The organism is Flavobacterium sp. GT3P67, assembly GCF_004349155.1.
GTDB classification, from domain to species: domain Bacteria; phylum Bacteroidota; class Bacteroidia; order Flavobacteriales; family Flavobacteriaceae; genus Flavobacterium; species Flavobacterium ranwuense.
The window spans coordinates 99,610-118,118 of the sequence record NZ_SMLF01000002.1; the positions used below are offsets into that span (position 1 = coordinate 99,610).

Here is an 18,509-nt window from a genome sequence, read left to right on the forward strand (position 1 = left end):
AAATATGCTGTATTACTTATTTGAATATTTAGACAAGATATTGGATGTGCCTGGAACGGGTGTTTTTCAGTACATCACTTTTAGATCCGCGTTAGCATTGATGCTTTCTTTACTATTGTCTACAATTTATGGTAAAAGAATAATCCGTTTTCTGCAAAAACAGCAAGTGGGAGAAACCGTTCGTGAACTTGGTTTAGCAGGTCAGAACGAAAAAGCGGGTACGCCAACAATGGGAGGGTTAATTATCATATTTGCCACTTTGGTTCCAGTTGTACTTTTTGCAAAACTGCATAACATTTACATCGTTTTGTTGATTGTGACTACACTTTGGATGGGAATAATTGGTTTTATAGATGACTATATTAAAATTTTCAAGAAAGATAAAGAAGGTTTAAAAGGAATATTTAAAGTTGTAGGGCAAGTAGGTCTTGGTTTAATAGTAGGAACTGTTCTTTATTTTAGTCCGGCGGTTACCGTGCGTACCGATACTTCTACATCAGATATTTTTAGAGTCCCAACAGAAACGGTGATTTTGCCAGCGCCAGTTGAAGAAAAATCTACTGCTACGACGATTCCTTTCTTTAAAAATAATGAATTTGATTATGCTGAATTACTAGCATGGACTGGCGAAGGATATGAAAAGTGGGCTTGGTTAATTTTTATTCCAGTTGTTATTTTTATTATAACGGCAGTGTCTAACGGTGCTAATTTAACGGATGGTATTGATGGACTTGCTGCAGGGACTTCTGCTGTTTCAGTTCTGGCATTAGGAATATTTACGTTCGTTTCAGGGAATATAATTTTCTCCAATTATTTGAATATTATGTATATTCCTAATTCGGGGGAAATGACGGTTTTTATTGCCGCATTTGTAGGATCATTGATTGGATTTCTTTGGTACAACTCGTATCCGGCTTCAGTTTTTATGGGCGATACAGGGAGTTTGACAATTGGAGGTATTATTGCAGTTCTGGCAATTGCCGTTCGAAAAGAAATGCTGATTCCTTTATTGTGCGGAATTTTTCTTGTCGAAAATTTATCTGTGGTTTTACAAGTAAGTTATTTCAAATATACCAAGAAACGCTTTGGCGAAGGCCGAAGAATCTTTCTAATGTCGCCATTGCATCATCATTATCAGAAGAAAGGATATCACGAAAGTAAAATTGTAACACGATTCTGGATTGTTGCCATAATGCTGGCCATATTATCAATTGTTACTTTAAAATTAAGATAGCATGAGGCTAGTAATCTTAGGCGGCGGAGAAAGTGGTATAGGTACTGCTATTCTGGGTAAGAAAAAAGGATATGAAGTTTTTGTATCTGATTTTGGAAAGATAAAAGGAAATTACAAAGAGGTTCTTATCATTAATGGAATAGTTTGGGAAGAAGAAAAGCATACCGAAGATTTGATTTTGAATGCTGATGTGGTCATGAAAAGCCCAGGAATTCCAGACAAATCTCCAATAGTAAAAAAGCTTATCGAAAAAGGAATTCCAGTATTATCTGAAATTGAGTTTGCGGCACCTTTTACGGATGCAACCATAATAGGGATTACTGGTAGTAATGGAAAGACGACTACCACAATGCTTACATATCATTTGCTGAAATCAGCAGGATTAAATGTAGGACTGGGAGGAAATATTGGAAAGAGTTTTGCCTGGCAAATAGCGGAGAATAAATACGATTCTTATGTGCTGGAGTTGAGTAGTTTTCAATTGGACGGAATCATAAATTTTAAGCCACATATTGCCATTATTACAAATATTAGTCCAGATCATTTAGATCGATACGATTACAAATATGAAAATTATATTGATGCGAAGTTTAGAATTACGATGAATCAAACCGAGGAAGATTACCTCATTTATGATGCCGACGATGAAGCCATTGCAGAATGGTTTAAAACACATACAACAAAAGCCAAATTAATTCCTTTTTCATTGACAAAAACTTTCAGCGAAGGAGCTTATATAAAAAACAACAAAATGGAAATTTCAATCAATCAGGAAGAGCTTTCAATGGACACAGAACACATTGCCTTAGAAGGAAAACATAACATGAAAAACGCAATGGCAGCAACCTCTGTGGCAAAATTGATGCAGATTAGAAAATCTACAATACGTGAAAGTTTATCTAATTTTCAGGGAGTGGAACACCGTCTTGAAAAAGTATTGAAAATTCAAAACGTACAATACATCAATGATTCAAAAGCAACTAATGTAAACGCTACTTTTTTTGCATTAGACAGCATGAATACACCTACCGTTTGGATTGTGGGAGGTGTTGATAAAGGAAATGATTACAATGAATTGATGTCATTAGTTCGTGAAAAAGTAAAAGCTATTATTTGTCTTGGTGTAGATAATAAAAAAATTATTGATGTTTTTGGAAATGTAGTTGATATGATGATTGAAGTTGATAACATGAATGATGCTGTGAGAATGGCGCAACGATTATCAGAAAAAGGAGATACAGTTTTATTGTCACCTGCTTGTGCCAGTTTTGATTTATTCGAAAGCTACGAAGACAGAGGGAATCAGTTCAAACAAGCAGTTAAAAATTTATAGTAAGTCTAATTTATTAAGACTTTAAGCTTTAATAAAAATCAAAAAATGAAACAACTAGTCAACAAATTAAAGGGAGATAAAGGGATTTGGTCATTCGTGGCCTTATTGGCCTTGTTTTCATTTATGCCTGTTTTTAGTGCTAGTAGTAATTTGGCCTATATTGGTCAAGGAAACGGAAATACATTAGGCTATTTAGTAAAACACATAGCACACATATGTATTGGTTTTCTAATTATATTTTGGGTTCATAAAGTGCCCTATCATTATTTTAAAGCAATTTCTAAAGGGGCCTTGTATATTGTTTGGCTATTATTGGCATATACATTGATCAAAGGGACCGTTATCGCTGGTGCTAATGCCAGTCGATGGATTCAGGTGCCATTTATTGGGATTACATTTCAAACGTCAACATTGGCAGCAATGGTGTTGTTTATTTTTGTAGCCCGTTATTTATCTAAAACCAGAGAAGTTCCTATTTCTTTTAAGTCCTCTATTTGGGAGCTTTGGTTGCCGGTATTCATTACGTTAATATTTATTCTTCCAGCCAATTTTTCCACTACGGCATTAATTTTCTCCATGGTGCTGATGTTGGTTTTCATTGGGAAATATCCGTTGCGATATATCGGAATTGTAGTAGGTTCAGGAATTGTGTTTCTGGCATTTTTTATTTTGATTGCTAAAGCTTTTCCGGATGCTTTTCCTAACCGTGTCGATACTTGGATTAGTCGTATTGATAATTTTACCAGTGATAAACCGGATGAGGATGATTATCAAATAGAGAAAGCTAAAATCGCCATAGCTTCCGGAAAAATATACGGATTAGGCCCAGGGAAAAGTGTCCAGAAGAACTTTTTGCCTCAATCTTCCTCCGATTTTATTTTTGCCATAATCGTGGAAGAATATGGACTTATAGGAGGTTTGGGAGTATTGACATTATATTTATTGTTGTTGTTTCGATTTGTGATAGCATCGCACAAAGCCAATTCACTATTCGGAAAATTAGTAGTGGTGGGATTGGGTTTTCCCATGATATTTCAGGCAATGGTAAATATGGCTGTAGCGGTTGAATTATTACCCGTTACGGGACAAACATTGCCCTTAATCAGTAGTGGAGGAAGTTCAATCTGGATGACTTGTTTTGCGCTTGGAATCATCATTAGTGTTACGAAAAAAGAAGAAGAAATTGCGCAGGAATTAAAAGATACTGCCAAAAGAGAAGAAGCACTTCAAAAATTAATTGACAGGGAATTAGAAGAGGAAGAGGTAGCAGCTGAGAATTATTCGATTGAAGATAAAGCTAAGAATCCGATACATGCAGTTTTGAATAAATAAGTCGTTTTAGAGAATTAGAAATTAATAAAAATGAAACAGTATAAATTCATATTAAGTGGTGGCGGAACGGGAGGACATATCTATCCGGCAATTGCTATTGCAAATGAATTAAAATCTCGTTTTCCTGATGCCGAATTTCTTTTTGTAGGTGCCAAAGACAAAATGGAAATGCAAAAAGTACCTCAGGCAGGTTACAATATTAAAGGACTTTGGATATCTGGCTTGCAGCGTAGACTGACATTAGACAATGCTCTTTTTCCAGTGAAGTTGCTTTCAAGTTTATTAAAATCCAGAGCAATAATCAAACAGTTCAAACCGGATGTGGTTATTGGAACAGGTGGTTTTGCAAGTGGTCCGTTATTGCAAGTAGCGGCAATTGCAGGAATTCCAACAGTGATTCAAGAGCAAAATTCCTTTCCGGGAATTACCAATAAACTGTTGAGTAAAAAAGCAAACAAAATATGTGTTGCTTATGAAAATCTGGAACGCTTTTTTCCAAAAGAAAAAATGATTTTGACTGGAAATCCAGTGCGTCAGGATTTAATTGATATCGAAAGCAAAAGAGAAGAAGCTATTCAATTTTTTAATTTGGATCCAAATAAAAAAACATTGTTGGTTCTCGGAGGAAGTCTTGGAGCAAGAAGGGTAAACCAATTAATCGAAAAAGAGTTAGCCAATATGCTTTCTCAAAATGTTCAGGTGATTTGGCAATGCGGAAAGTTGTATTTAGAAGATTATAAAAAATACAATTCAGCAAATGTTCAGGTTGTCGCTTTTATTGAAAGAATGGATTTAGTTTATGCAGCAGCAGATATTGTTATTTCACGCGCTGGTGCATCATCTGTTTCGGAATTATGTATTGTGGGGAAACCAGTGATTTTTATTCCTTCACCTAATGTAGCTGAAGATCATCAGACTAAAAATGCACAAGCGATAGTCGATAAAAAAGGCGCTTTAATGTTGAAAGAATCCGAGCTTGATTCACAATTCAGTCTTGTTTTTGAAGTCTTACTGAAAGATCTGGGAAAGCAAAATCAGCTGAGTGAAAATATAAAATTATTGGCTATGCCAGAAGCAACAAAACAAATTGTTGACGAAATTGTAAAGCTAATTAGATAGAAATAAAAAAGATAATATACCAAAGACTCAAAATAAAATGAACTTAAATCAAATACATAACGTCTATTTTATCGGAATCGGAGGCATTGGGATGAGTAACTTGGCTCGTTATTTCAAGAATCTGGGCAAGAGTGTCTCAGGTTATGATAAAACGCCATCGGCTCTTACCAGTGAATTAATAGAAAGTGGAATTCCAATTCATTTTGAAGACAGTATTGATGCGATTCCGAAAGATTTTTACATAGAAAACACTTTGGTCGTTATTACGCCGGCTGTTCCTAAGACGCATTCAGAGTGGAATTATTTCTTGGAGAGAGATTTTCAAGTAAAAAAAAGAGCAGAGGTTTTAGGAATAATTACAAAAGATACTTTTTGTTTTGCAGTTGCCGGAACACATGGAAAAACAACTACATCAGGAATTTTAGGACATATTTTACAGGAAAGCGGTGCTGATGTTACTGCTTTTATTGGTGGAATTGTTGAGAATTACAATTCGAATTTAATAGGAAGCGGGAAAACAGTAACTGTTGTTGAAGCGGATGAATTTGATCGTTCATTCCTGCATTTACATCCTAATATTGCCTGCATAACTTCTATGGACGCAGATCATTTGGATATTTATGGAACCAGTGAGGCAATAGAAGAATCTTTCCTTGAATTTGCATCAAAAATAGAAGATAAGAGTAATCTTTTTATAACAAAAGAATTACCAATTGAAGGTGTAACTTGTGCTGTGAATGAAGATGCAGTTTTTAAAGCTTTTAATGTTAGAATTGAAAATGCAAGCTATGTTTTTGATGTACAAACGCCTACGGAAGTAATCAAAGATTTACATTTTGGTTTACCTGGAAGACATAATTTAATGAATGCATTAATGGCTATCGCAATGGCAAAATTATTCGGCACCCCAACCGATGCCATTGCAAAAGCCATTGCATCATTTAAGGGAATTAAAAGAAGATTTTCATACCAAATAAAAACAGGAGCTAAGGTTTATATCGATGATTACGCCCATCACCCAACGGAGATAAATGCAGTGCATCAGGCGGTTCGAGAATTGTATCCAAACCAAAAAGTTTTGGCCGTTTTTCAACCCCATTTATTTAGTAGAACGAGAGATTTTGCTGATGATTTTGCCAAAAGTTTATCGGCTTTTGATGATGTTGTTTTACTGGATATTTATCCGGCCCGTGAATTACCAATGGAAGGAATAAACTCACAATGGTTGATGGATAAAATGGCGAATAATAAAAGAAAAATTGTAAGTAAAGGCGATTTGATTGCGACAATTTTAGCAAGTGACGCATCGATTATAGTAACAATTGGAGCTGGAGATATTGGAGAATTAGTACCATCAATTAAAAAAGCGATAAATGAAACTCTTTAACTGGACAAATATTCGATTATTACTGATGTTTGTGTTGGTGATTTTTCTGTTTTCGTTTACGTCAAATCGTAATGCAAATAGAAAATTGTCCAAATCTATAGTTATTTTTGTAGGAGATAACGCTCCTTTTGTGAAGCAAGAAACGGTTAATAAATTGTTAATAGAAAATAAAAAAGATGCATCAAGCATTCAAAAAGTTAATCTAGATTTGAATAAGCTGGAAACAAGTCTCAATGCACAAGAAATGATTGAAAAATCAGATGTATTTGTGAGTATTGATGGAGTGTTAAAAGCAGTGGTGAAACAAAAGACTCCTATTGCTAGAGTTTTTGACAAAAATGGTTCTTTTTATATTGATTACGAAGGAAATAGAATGCCCTTGTCAACTAATTTTACAGCTAGAGTTCCACTTGTTTCAGGAGGAATAAATAAAAAAAATAACGAAGATTTATCCGATTTATTTCGCTTAATCTATGACGATGCGTTTTTGAAAAAAAACATCATCGGAATTCAAATTATGCCTAATGGAAGCTTAAAAATGCTCAATAGAAATTTTGAATATCAAATTGATTTTGGTAGAATGATAAATGTGGAGCGTAAATTCAAGAATTATAAAGCTTTTTTTCAAAAAGCGGTTTTAGATAGTTCGTTGTATAAATATAAAAAAATTGACCTCCGATTTACGGAACAAGTAGTTTGCACTAAATAATAGATAATGGAAAAAGAGAATATTGCAGTAGGTCTAGATATTGGGACAACTAAAATAGTTGCCATGATAGGCAAGAAGAATGAATATGGGAAACTAGAAATTTTAGGTGTAGGAAAATCTAAAAGTTTAGGAGTGGCTAGAGGTGTGGTAAATAACATCACTCAAACCATACAATCAATACAGCAAGCGATTCAAGAAGCCGAAAATAATTCAGGCTATAAAATAAAAGATGTAGTCGTAGGAATTGCGGGACAACACATCCGTAGTATTCAACATACAGATTACATCAGCAGAAACAACCCCGAAGAAGTAATCGGTGGGAATGATATTCAGCTTTTGATTGACCAAGTGAATAAATTGGCGATGTTACCCGGCGAAGAAATTATACATGTTTTGCCACAAGAATTTAAAATTGACGGACAATCTGAAATCAAAGAGCCTATAGGAATGTATGGTGGAAGATTAGAGTCTAGTTTTCATGTTGTAGTAGGGCAAGCTTCATCGATTCGTAATGTAGGCAGATGTATTCAAAGTTCTGGAATCGAATTATCAGGGTTGACATTGGAACCATTGGCTTCAGCTGATGCCGTTTTGAGTCAGGAAGAAAAAGAAGCTGGAGTTGCGCTTATCGATATTGGTGGTGGAACAACAGATTTGGCTATTTTCAAAGATGGTATTATTCGTCACACTGCGGTAATTCCTTTTGGAGGAAATGTGATTACAGATGATATCAAAGAAGGATGTTCGATCATTGAAAAACAAGCGGAATTATTGAAAGTTAAATTTGGATCTGCTTGGCCAGGAGAAAATAAAGACAACGAAATTGTTTCTATTCCAGGATTAAGAGGTAGAGAGCCTAAAGAGATTTCTTTGAAAAATCTATCTAAAATAATCCATGCGCGTGTTGTAGAAATTGTAGATCAGGTGTTTACTGAAGTTAAAGCTTATGGACATGAAGATCCTCGTAAAAAACTAATTGCAGGAATTGTACTTACTGGTGGTGGTGCGCAATTGAAACACATCAAGCAGTTAGTAGAATATATTACAGGAATGGATACGAGAATAGGATATCCAAACGAACATTTAGCTGGGAATTCTGATGAGGAGATTTCAAGTCCTTTATATGCAACTGCAGTTGGATTGGTAATGAAAAGCATTGAGAATAAAACACAGAGTGCGGTAAGAATGGATGCCATTGAACAACCTAAAGCTGCGGTATACAGACAGGCAGTTGTTCAAAATCCGGTGGTGAATGAGATTCTTGAGAAAGAGGAAGACGAAGAGGATCAAAACTCAAATGAGAAACATAATTCTACCGTAAATAGGATACAAAGAAATTTCTTTGACCGTTATGTTGACAAGATTAAGGATTTCTTAGATAATGCAGAATAATTTAGAAGTAATAAAAAATATTGTTTTTTTTCCTTTTTGCCCCAAGTAAAAAGAATTAAAAATCAAAAAATAATATAAATATCAAAAACCAAATAAAATGATGAGCAACTCAGAATTTGGAAGTATTTCATTTGATTTACCAAAGAACCAATCAAATGTAATAAAAGTTATTGGTGTAGGTGGAGGCGGAAGTAACGCCATAAATCACATGTTTAAACAAGGAATTAAAGGGGTGGATTTCATCGTATGTAATACGGATTCTCAAGCCTTACAAAGCAGTTCTGTGCCTAACAAAATTCAGTTAGGAGTACATTTAACTGAAGGACTTGGTGCTGGAGCAAATCCAGATGTAGGACAGCAATCCGCTATTGAAAGTATTTCCGAGATTGAAAAAATGTTGGATAGAAATACTAAAATGGTATTCATCACTGCCGGAATGGGTGGTGGAACTGGAACTGGAGCTGCACCCGTAATTGCACAATTGGCTAAAGAAAGAGACATTCTTACTGTAGGGATTGTGACATTGCCTTTCTTGTTTGAAGGGAAAGTGCGTCAGGAACAAGCTTTAATTGGTATAGAAAAATTACGCAAACAAGTTGACTCTTTAATTGTTATCAACAACAATAAATTAAGAGAAGTGTATGGTAATCTTGGCTTTAAAGCTGGATTTTCAAAAGCGGATGAAGTTTTGGCTACAGCCTCAAGAGGTATTGCCGAAGTAATTACGCATCACTATACTCAAAATATCGATTTAAGAGATGCTAAAACGGTATTGTATAATAGCGGAACAGCTATTATGGGATCTTCTGTTTCTTCAGGTGAAAATAGAGCTAAGGAAGCCATTATTGCTGCTTTAGATTCTCCTTTGTTAAATGATAATAAAATTACAGGTGCCAAAAACGTATTGTTGCTTATCGTTTCTGGAACTAATGAAATTACAATTGACGAAATTGGAGAAATCAACGATCATATTCAAGTTGAAGCGGGGCATAATGCAAATATTATCATGGGGGTTGGTGAAGACGAATCACTTGGAGATGCTATTGCAGTGACTATAATCGCTACAGGTTTTGATATTGAACAACAAAACGAAATAGTAAATACTGAGCCAAAAAAAATTATACACACATTAGAAGATGAACAAAGAAGTGTTCATAATCTAAGTAATAAAACGGTAGCTGCTTTTGATTTAAATGCGGAATCTCCAGCATCTAATTCAAACGAAAGAATAGTTTTTGATTTATTGGAAGATACTGTTGTTGCTCCTGAGCCAGTGGTAACGACACCAACTATTAATAAGGAAGAATTGATGGTGATGTCTGAGTTTATTAAAAATTTAGACGTGACTTTCGAAATTGTTTCTCCTATTACTGACATTGATTTTACAATTTCAACACCTGTTTCTGAAGTTAATGAAGTAAAAGCAGTTCAGCCAAAAGTTATTGAAAGACAAGAACAAACTGCTTTCTCTTTTGATTTACCACTTTTCAAAGCAGAACCGGTAGCTCAAGTTGAAGAGAGCAAAGTGATGTTTGAATTGACGAATGAAACCCGTGATATCAAAGTAAACGAAGCGGTTCAATTTGTTCCCGTAACAGAATTGACTGACAATGGAATTATCAAATATTCTCTTGAAGAGTTCATGGAACCAGAGCATGATTTCATGGCTAAACCAGTTGCTAAAACTCCGGAAGTTGTTATTCCGGCGGAATTAAACATCACAATGAAACAAGTTGATACATCAGTAAATACATCTGTTGACTTTGAAGCTATTTCTCCTATGGAAATGACAATCGAGGAATCATTGCGAATGAGAGCTGATGAAAGAAGAAAGAAATTAAAAGAATTCAATTATAAGTTTCATAACAATGTTTCTAAAATTGATGAATATGAAAAAGAACCAGCTTACAAAAGATTGGGAATAGATATTTCAAACAATCAAGCCAATAATACAAATTCGAGAATTTCTGTGGGAACAGACAGCAACAACGATCTACAGTTGCGTTCTAACAACTCGTATTTACATGACAACGTAGATTAACTAACTCAAACCAAAATGAGGTAGCCCGAAAATTCATTTAATTTTCGGGTTATTTTTTTGTAGTTTTGAGCAACAAAGCAATCTATTGTTAATTACAGTAAATTTCTTTAATTTTGTCGGGCCTTAATCCAGCTGTCGTTTCAAGTTTTTTGTCAAAAATGTTTTTTCATGCACTTAAAAGAGCTTCTAAAGTCGCTTTTTAAGTGCATGAAAAAATACATTTTCTCCTAAAAGGCTTTGCACTAGCATCTGGGGCAAAAAAGAATCGTTTTCATAATTAGCATTTTAACAATCGATTAAACAAATAGTCGATTAATCAAATTAACAATAAAGAATATGAGTTTATCAGTACAAATCATGGACGATATTAAAACAGCCATGAGAGCCAAAGATACAGTAGCATTAGAAGCTTTAAGAGCTATTAAATCTGAAATCCTATTAGCGCAAACTGCAACAGGATCAAAAGAAGAAATCTCAGCAGATGATGAAATGAAATTGTTGCAAAAATTAGTAAAAACACGTAAGGAAAGCGCTAAGATTTTTACAGAGCAAAATCGTTTGGATTTAGCTGAACCAGAATTGGCACAAATCGCAGTAATAGAAAAATTCTTGCCGGCACAATTAAGCGAAGCAGAAGTTGAAGTTGTGATTGCAAAAATTATTGCAGAAACAGGTGCGTCAGGAATTGCTTCAATGGGGAAAGTGATGGGATTAGCGGCAGCACAATTAGGTGGAACTGCCGAAGGAAAAACGATATCTACTATAGTTAAAAAACTATTGACATAAATTTGTATGATTTAAGGTTAACGATTTTACACCATAAATCTAAAATCGTTAATCAATAATCTTAAATCAAATGGCTGCGTAGTTCAACTGGATTCCTGCCTGCCGGCAGGCAGGGAATATCAGATTTCGACAATAAATGGAATATTTTGTATATATTTTAGAGAGTGAGATTGATGGAAGGCTTTATAAAGGTCAGACAAGTGATATAGATAAAAGAATAATAGAACATAATTCAGGTAAGACAAAATCTACCAAAGGTTTTAAGCCCTGGAAATTGGTTTATTTAGAAACTTTTGGTACAAGAGAAGAAGCAGTTCTTCGTGAAAAATATTTTAAAACAGGAAGTGGAAGAGAATTTTTAAAAGAAAAAATAACAAAATAATGGCTGCGTAGTTCAACTGGATAGAATATCAGATTTCGACTCTGAGGGTTGCAGGTTCGAACCCTGTCGCGGCCACAAACACAAATAAAAATGCTTCAAAAAAATCAAGTTTGCTTGAAATTATTTTGGAGCATTTTTTATTTTAAAGCGGTTATAAAATATGTCATTACAACTTTTTATTTCAGTATTGTTTGGAATATTATTTCTTCTAATAATTGTTTTTAGAGTTCTGGAGCCTGCCTATCTCTTACTATTTAATAAACCATTTTACATCCATTGGTATCCTTTCTCCAAAAAATTAAAATCAAGCCAACGCCAAATTTTAGTAAACGACTTTCCGTTTTATAGCAGGCTTTCTTCTAAAAGGAAAGCGTATTTTGAACATCGAGTAAGTGAGTTTATTGCTAAATATGAGTTTATAGGCAAGGAAGTTGTTATTACGGAACAAATGAAAATACTGATTGCGGGAACGTATGTGATGTTGACTTTTGGGATGAGAAATTATCTTGTTCGTTTATTCAATAAAATAATAATTTATCCTTCCAGTTATTTTTCTACCGTAAATGAAGCGTATCATAAAGGAGAATTTAATCCCAGAATGAAAGCGGTAGTTTTTTCGTGGGAAGATTTTTTATTGGGACATTTAACATCAAGCGATAATATTAATCTTGGTTTACATGAGTTCTCTCATGTGTTGCATTTTCATTGCTTAAAAAGTAATGATCCAAGTGCCATTATCTTTTTTGATGAATTTAATGAAGTGCTAAAATATTATACCGATCCAGTTTTAAATAATGAGTTGACTCAGAAAGATTATTTTAGATTGTATGCTTATGAAAATCAATTCGAATTTTTATCAGTAATCTTGGAACATTTTTTTGAAACTCCTCATGTATTCAAAAGAAAACATCCGGAATTATATGCGCACATTTCAAGAATGATTAATTTTAAAGAAGAATAGTTAAAATAAAAAATGGCGCTTTAAGCGCCATTTCTTTTAGAAGTTTGTTAGCTTCTTTAAATCTTGTATCGTTTGGGTTGGATTTTCCGCTTTGAAAACAAAGCTTCCGGCTACCAGAACATCAGCTCCGGCTTCCACTAATTGTTTTGCATTTTTATTGGTTACACCACCGTCAATTTCAATGATTGTAGTTGCTCCTTTTTTAGTGATTAACGCTTTTAGCTTTTCGATTTTAGCATACGTATTTTCAATAAAAGATTGTCCTCCAAAACCTGGATTCACACTCATGATACAAACCAAATCAATGTCATTGATTACATCTTCGAGTAAGTCAATATTAGTGTGTGGATTGATTGCAACTCCAGCTTTCATTCCTTCCGCTTTGATGGCTTGTAGTGTTCTGTGAAGGTGTGTACAGGCTTCATAGTGTACACTTAGAATATTAGCTCCTAATTCAGCAAAAGTTTTAATGTAACGATCCGGATCTACAATCATCAAGTGAACGTCAATTGTTTTTTTTGCATGTCGGTTAATGGCTTCCAGAACTGGCATTCCATAAGAGATGTTAGGAACAAAAACGCCATCCATGATATCGATATGAAACCAATCGGCTTCACTGTTGTTGATCATTTCGATGTCGCGTTGCAGATTGCCAAAATCGGCAGCAAGCACTGATGGTGCAATAAGTGTATTCTTCATTGTGTAGTTGTTACGTTGAGACGCACAGCAGTGCGTCTTTACAGTTGTATTGTTTGTGCAAAAGTAGTTTTTTTACAGCAATTGGCGAAAGTTTTTTTATAGGGACAACTCGCGAGTTGTCTGTACTATGAAATTGCGTAAGGGATTGTAGTGGAAATCCTTTTTATTTTTTTTTATTTTTTTCTAAAATAAAAAGATTGCAACGGAAAGCCCGACCCGAAGTTTTTACGGAGGGTTACGCCTAAATGATTTTAAACAGAAATAGGTGAGAGAATCTGAAATGAATTCAGATTAAAAAGCAAAACTCCGGTAATCAACCGGAGTTTCAATCATCAATCAAAAAACGAACAGTTAATCAGACCGTCGTTACTTATTAGTCTAAAGCCGAAAGTCAAAAATCATAATGTTGTTGGACTTTATGACTTTTGACTTTTAGACATTTGACTGTTTTATCCTAAATAAGTTTTTAGTATTTTACTTCTTGAAGTGTGTTTTAATCTGCGGATTGCTTTTTCCTTGATTTGACGCACACGCTCACGAGTTAGGTCGAAAGTTTCTCCAATTTCCTCTAAGGTCATTGGGTGTTGGTCACCAAGACCAAAATATAAACGAACTACATCAGCTTCTCTTGGAGTCAATGTTTCTAGGGAACGCTCAATCTCCGTACGCAATGATTCATGGATTAATTCTCTGTCTGGATTTGGAGATTCACCAGAACGCAATACGTCGTAAAGGTTAGAATCTTCTCCTTCTACAAGAGGTGCATCCATTGATAAGTGACGACCGGAGTTTTTCATGCTCTCTTTTACGTCATTTACGGTCATGTCTAGCTCTTTTGCAATTTCCTCAGCAGATGGTGGACGCTCGTTAGATTGCTCTAATAAAGCGTACATTTTGTTGATTTTATTGATAGAACCAATTTTGTTCAAAGGCAAACGAACGATACGGGATTGTTCAGCCAATGCTTGTAATATAGATTGACGAATCCACCAAACGGCATACGAGATGAATTTGAAACCACGTGTTTCATCAAAACGTTGTGCTGCTTTTATCAATCCTAAATTTCCTTCGTTGATCAAATCGGGAAGTGTTAATCCTTGATTTTGGTATTGTTTTGCTACCGAAACTACGAAACGTAAATTGGCTTTTGTCAATTTCTCTAATGCTTTCTGGTCACCGGCTTTAATCTTTTGTGCTAATTCTACCTCTTCGTCAGCGGTAATAAGGTCAACTTTTCCAATTTCTTGTAAATACTTGTCTAATGAAGCAGTTTCACGATTGGTTACCTGCTTGGTGATTTTTAGTTGTCTCATGTTTTTTTGTCTCCTAAATTTTAAGTGTACAAATGGTTATACGTATAGAGTCTCAAAAAAGTTACAATAGTTTCTAAAATAATTTAATTTAAAACAAAAATCCCGTTTCAAATAAATGAAACGGGATTTTCTATAAATAAACCTTTAGTAAACTAAGATCTGATTACTCTTTTCTTTCCTCACGTGGAGGTCTTGGCATAAGTGCTTTTCTTGACACTTTTTCTTTTCTTGTTTTTGGATCCATACCTAAGTATTTCACTTGAAAAGTATCGCCCATATTAACAACATCAGAAACGTTTTCAGTACGTTCCCAAGCTAACTCAGATACGTGAAGTAATACTTCATTTCCGGGTGCTGCAAGGTATTCTACTACAGCTCCAAAATCAAGCATTTTGATTACTTTCACATCATAAGCTTCTCCCATCTGTGGTTTGAAAGTAATGGACTGAATTTTAGCCAATACCGCTTCAATTCCAGCAGGATCTGTACCAAGAATCTCGATGACTCCTTGTTCGTCAACTTCGTTGATAACGATTGTAGTTCCGGTAGCTTTTTGTAATTCTTGAATTACTTTTCCACCAGGTCCGATCAAAGCACCAATGAAATTACCAGGAATAGTTCTTGTAATAATTTTTGGAGCATATGCTTTAACATCTGCTTTAGGCGTTGCTAAAACTTCAGTTATTTTTCCAAGAATGTGCAAACGACCATCACGAGCTTGAGCTAATGCTGATTCCATGATGTTGTATGCCAACCCTTCGATTTTGATGTCCATTTGACAAGCAGTGATTCCATCAGCAGTTCCGGTTACTTTAAAGTCCATGTCTCCTAAGTGATCCTCATCACCAAGAATATCAGATAATACAGCAAAACGATCTCCGTCAGTAATTAATCCCATAGCAATACCAGAAACTGGTTTGATCATTTGGATACCTGCGTCCATAAGCGCTAATGTACCAGCACAAACGGTAGCCATAGAAGAAGAACCGTTAGATTCTAATACTTCTGATACAATACGAATGGTGTAAGGACAATCAGCAGGAATCATGTTTTTCAAAGCACGTTGTGCTAAGTTTCCGTGACCTACTTCTCTTCTTGAAGTTCCTCTTAATGGTTTTGCTTCACCTGTAGAGAAAGGAGGGAAGTTGTAATGTAAGTAGAATTTCTCTTCACCTTGTTGAGATGGAGAATCAATTTGGTTTGCTTCTCTAGAAGTTCCTAAAGTCGCTGTTGCTAATGCTTGAGTCTCTCCTCTTGTAAACAATGCCGATCCGTGAACAGATGGTAAATAATCTACTTCAGCCCAGATAGGTCTGATTTCTGTAGTTTTTCTACCGTCTAAACGTGTCCCTAAATCTAGGGTTACGTTACGAACGGCTTCTTTATTGGCTTTGTAGAAATATTTAGAAACTAAATCCCCGTTTTCAGCTAATTCTTCTTCTGTAAATAAAGATTTTACGAGTTCTTTTACTTCAGCAAATTGGGCTGTTCTTTCATGCTTTGCTGTTCCTTCTTTTGCAATAGCGTAACACAAATCGTAAGATGCCGCCTTTACTTTGTCATAAATGGCGCAGTCTTCTTTTTCTTGCTCGTATGTTCTTACTTCTTTTTTACCAAAAGCAGCAACTAATCTCTCTTGCGCTTCGATTTGAATTTTGATGGCTTCGTGAGCAAATTTAATGGCTTCCACCATTTCGTGTTCTGAAATTTCTTTCATCTCACCTTCTACCATTGCGATAGAATCTTTAGAAGCACCAATCATCATGTCAATATCAGATAATTCTAATTGTGCGCGACTTGGGTTAATAACGAATTTTCCGTCAACACGAGCTACACGAGCTTCCGAAATTAAAGTTGAAAAAGGAATGTCAGATAAAGCAAGTGCTGCCGAAGCTGCTAAACCGGCTAATGCATCTGGCATTACGTTTTCGTCATGAGACATCAACTGAATCATCACTTGCGTTTCTGCGTGGTAATCACTTGGAAAAAGTGGACGTAATACACGGTCAACTAATCTCATTGTCAAAACTTCGCTATCGCTTGGTCTTGCTTCTCTTTTGAAAAATCCACCAGGAAAACGACCTGCTGCTGCAAATTTTTCACGATAATCTACCGTTAAAGGCAAAAAATCTACTGGGCTTGCTTTTCTGGCAGATACAACTGTTGCAAGCAACATCGCATTTCCCATTTGTACTACTACTGAACCGTCAGCTTGTTTGGCTAGTTTTCCGGTCTCGATTGAGATGCTTCTGCCATCTCCTAAATCGATAATTTCTTTTGAAACTTTTGGAATCATAATTTGAATTCTCTTTAGATTAAACAATGGGTTCTAGTTGTGTTGTAGTTGTTGTTGTGCGTAGTTAATGCCTAAAACCCAATGAAAAACCAAACTTTTTTATTATTGTATATAAAAACAAAAAGAGGCACTTTCGCACCTCTTTACTATTGATTATTTTCTGATATTCAATACTTTGATAATTTCACGGTATCTGTTGATTTCTGTTTTCTTCAAGTAATCCAACAAAGATCTTCTTTTACCTACAAGCAATACTAATGAACGCTCTGTGTTATAATCGTGACGATTTTTTTTCAAGTGCTCCGTTAAGTGGCTAATTCTGAAAGTGAACAAAGCAATTTGAGCTTCTGATTTTCCAGTGTTTGTTTTTTCTCCGTGTTTAGCGAAGATTTCTTCTTTAATCTCTTTAGTTAAATACATTCCAATATTTGTTTAATGATTTTTATGTATGTCGTACATCTATTGTAAGACGGGTGCAAAAATAGTATTTATTTTTTGGAAGAACAAGTTTTTAATTAGGATTAATAGAAGATTGTTGATTTTATAAATGATGGGTGGAATATTAGTAAGGTTTTATTTAATTGTTATTGGGATATAATATTGTACTTTATAACCAATTCCTCTGCTTTTGGCAGGCTCCCAACCTTTATAGCTTTTGATTACTCGAATAGCTTCTTCGTCTAATCCGTAACCTAAGCCCTTTACCACTTTTATCTCAGCTACACCTCCATCTCCCTCTATGTTGAAATTTAATGCCATATTTCCAGTAATATTATTTATCCTAGCTTCATTTGTTATTTTAAAATTAGTGCCAAAAAATTGATAGAAGTGTTTTAAACCCTTTTTTGGGCCAGGCATAGTTGATGCTGAGGTGTATTCGTATTTTATATTTTGAGAATCGGTAGTCACTCCTAAAAGGAGTGTTCCGTTTTCGTAGTTTTCTTTGTAATTAAGATTTAATGATTTAATGTTACCTTCCCATATTCCATGTTTTAAGCCATTTGCCATTTTGCCGGTTTCATAGAAATTGTCAGTTTTCGTTTCATATTCACCATTACCGTCAATTATTTTTTGGTTACCATTTATGTCCCAAAATTGAATTATTTTATAACTAGGATATCTGGTGTTGTTATCGATAAAATATTCAGTCTCTGATTTTTTCTGACCATTTTGATACCAATTATATTTTTTCCCAGTTTGCGAACCGTTTGTATAACTCGCCATGGATTCTTTGTTACCATTTTCATAATAATAAACAAACTGACCTTCTTTCTGTAGACGATCTTTGGTCTTTGAGGTTCCAGCCATTTGTAAGCTTCCTGATTTGTAGTAATCGCATACTGTATAGCTGTCTTTGTCGGAATAATAATCCTTGATTATTCTGTAATATTTATGCTTCGCTTCCGTAGTTTCATTCCATGTCGAATCTAAAAATATTTTTGCGCTTTTTGACGTTTGAGAGAAGGACAAAGCGGACACTAGAAGTAATAATGCTGAAAATAAATTTGATTTCATAAATGGTTTT

At 34.9% G+C, this 18,509-nt stretch carries 16 protein-coding genes and 1 tRNA gene; 12 read left to right on the forward strand and 5 right to left on the reverse strand.

Annotation, left to right across the window (positions count from 1 at the left end; genetic code table 11):
* Nucleotides 1–4 precede the first annotated feature (4 nt).
* The 12 genes from mraY (at nt 5) to E0H99_RS05030 (ending at nt 12,676) form a co-directional block, all read left to right on the forward strand.
* On the forward strand, nt 5–1,234 hold the full coding sequence (gene mraY / locus E0H99_RS04975; protein WP_131991884.1) for a phospho-N-acetylmuramoyl-pentapeptide-transferase: 1,230 nt from the start codon (nt 5–7) through the stop codon (nt 1,232–1,234).
* A gap of 1 nt (nt 1,235) precedes the next feature.
* Nucleotides 1,236–2,567, forward strand: a complete 1,332-nt coding sequence (gene murD, locus E0H99_RS04980) for a UDP-N-acetylmuramoyl-L-alanine--D-glutamate ligase (RefSeq protein WP_131991887.1) — start codon at nt 1,236–1,238, stop codon at nt 2,565–2,567.
* Between the two features lie 45 nt (nt 2,568–2,612).
* The gene (locus E0H99_RS04985; protein ID WP_131991890.1) at nt 2,613–3,899 is read left to right on the forward strand and encodes an FtsW/RodA/SpoVE family cell cycle protein; all 1,287 of its coding nucleotides are present in this window, start codon (nt 2,613–2,615) and stop codon (nt 3,897–3,899) included.
* 30 nt (nt 3,900–3,929) lie between these two features.
* Nucleotides 3,930–5,018 carry an undecaprenyldiphospho-muramoylpentapeptide beta-N-acetylglucosaminyltransferase gene (gene murG, locus E0H99_RS04990; RefSeq protein WP_131991893.1) on the forward strand — a complete coding sequence of 363 codons (1,089 nt, stop codon included), beginning with the start codon at nt 3,930–3,932 and terminating at the stop codon, nt 5,016–5,018.
* A gap of 37 nt (nt 5,019–5,055) precedes the next feature.
* Nucleotides 5,056–6,405 carry a UDP-N-acetylmuramate--L-alanine ligase gene (murC, locus tag E0H99_RS04995; protein WP_131991896.1) on the forward strand — a complete coding sequence of 450 codons (1,350 nt, stop codon included), beginning with the start codon at nt 5,056–5,058 and terminating at the stop codon, nt 6,403–6,405.
* On the forward strand, nt 6,392–7,114 hold the full coding sequence (locus E0H99_RS05000; RefSeq protein WP_131991899.1) for a cell division protein FtsQ/DivIB: 723 nt from the start codon (nt 6,392–6,394) through the stop codon (nt 7,112–7,114). The genes murC and E0H99_RS05000 overlap by 14 nt, the downstream gene beginning before the upstream one ends.
* A 6-nt stretch (nt 7,115–7,120) precedes the next feature.
* On the forward strand, nt 7,121–8,506 hold the full coding sequence (gene ftsA, locus E0H99_RS05005; RefSeq protein WP_131991902.1) for a cell division protein FtsA: 1,386 nt from the start codon (nt 7,121–7,123) through the stop codon (nt 8,504–8,506).
* 97 nt (nt 8,507–8,603) lie between these two features.
* Nucleotides 8,604–10,547: a cell division protein FtsZ gene (gene ftsZ, locus E0H99_RS05010; protein WP_131991905.1), complete on the forward strand. Its 1,944-nt coding sequence runs from the start codon at nt 8,604–8,606 to the stop codon at nt 10,545–10,547.
* 336 nt (nt 10,548–10,883) lie between these two features.
* Nucleotides 10,884–11,333 carry a GatB/YqeY domain-containing protein gene (locus tag E0H99_RS05015; RefSeq protein ID WP_131991908.1) on the forward strand — a complete coding sequence of 150 codons (450 nt, stop codon included), beginning with the start codon at nt 10,884–10,886 and terminating at the stop codon, nt 11,331–11,333.
* Between the two features lie 136 nt (nt 11,334–11,469).
* Nucleotides 11,470–11,715, forward strand: a complete 246-nt coding sequence (locus tag E0H99_RS05020; RefSeq protein WP_131991911.1) for a GIY-YIG nuclease family protein — start codon at nt 11,470–11,472, stop codon at nt 11,713–11,715.
* A gap of 1 nt (nt 11,716) precedes the next feature.
* Nucleotides 11,717–11,790: transfer RNA gene (locus tag E0H99_RS05025), tRNA-Arg, on the forward strand.
* A gap of 85 nt (nt 11,791–11,875) precedes the next feature.
* On the forward strand, nt 11,876–12,676 hold the full coding sequence (locus tag E0H99_RS05030) for a zinc-dependent peptidase (RefSeq protein WP_131991914.1): 801 nt from the start codon (nt 11,876–11,878) through the stop codon (nt 12,674–12,676).
* 36 nt (nt 12,677–12,712) lie between these two features.
* On the opposite strand, the gene rpe is transcribed toward E0H99_RS05030, so the two are convergent.
* The 5 genes from rpe to E0H99_RS05055 form a co-directional block, all read right to left on the reverse strand.
* Nucleotides 12,713–13,375, reverse strand: coding sequence for a ribulose-phosphate 3-epimerase (gene rpe / locus E0H99_RS05035; RefSeq protein ID WP_131991917.1), 663 nt, complete (start codon nt 13,373–13,375; stop codon nt 12,713–12,715).
* 449 nt (nt 13,376–13,824) lie between these two features.
* Nucleotides 13,825–14,688, reverse strand: a complete 864-nt coding sequence (locus tag E0H99_RS05040) for an RNA polymerase sigma factor RpoD/SigA (protein WP_007137700.1) — start codon at nt 14,686–14,688, stop codon at nt 13,825–13,827.
* Between the two features lie 163 nt (nt 14,689–14,851).
* A complete protein-coding gene (locus E0H99_RS05045) occupies nt 14,852–16,984 on the reverse strand; it encodes a polyribonucleotide nucleotidyltransferase (RefSeq protein ID WP_131991920.1) in 2,133 nt (710 codons plus the stop codon).
* A gap of 153 nt (nt 16,985–17,137) precedes the next feature.
* Nucleotides 17,138–17,404, reverse strand: a complete 267-nt coding sequence (rpsO, locus tag E0H99_RS05050; RefSeq protein WP_066079886.1) for a 30S ribosomal protein S15 — start codon at nt 17,402–17,404, stop codon at nt 17,138–17,140.
* 153 nt (nt 17,405–17,557) lie between these two features.
* Nucleotides 17,558–18,499: an energy transducer TonB gene (locus tag E0H99_RS05055; RefSeq protein WP_131991923.1), complete on the reverse strand. Its 942-nt coding sequence runs from the start codon at nt 18,497–18,499 to the stop codon at nt 17,558–17,560.
* Nucleotides 18,500–18,509: the final 10 nt, after the last annotated feature.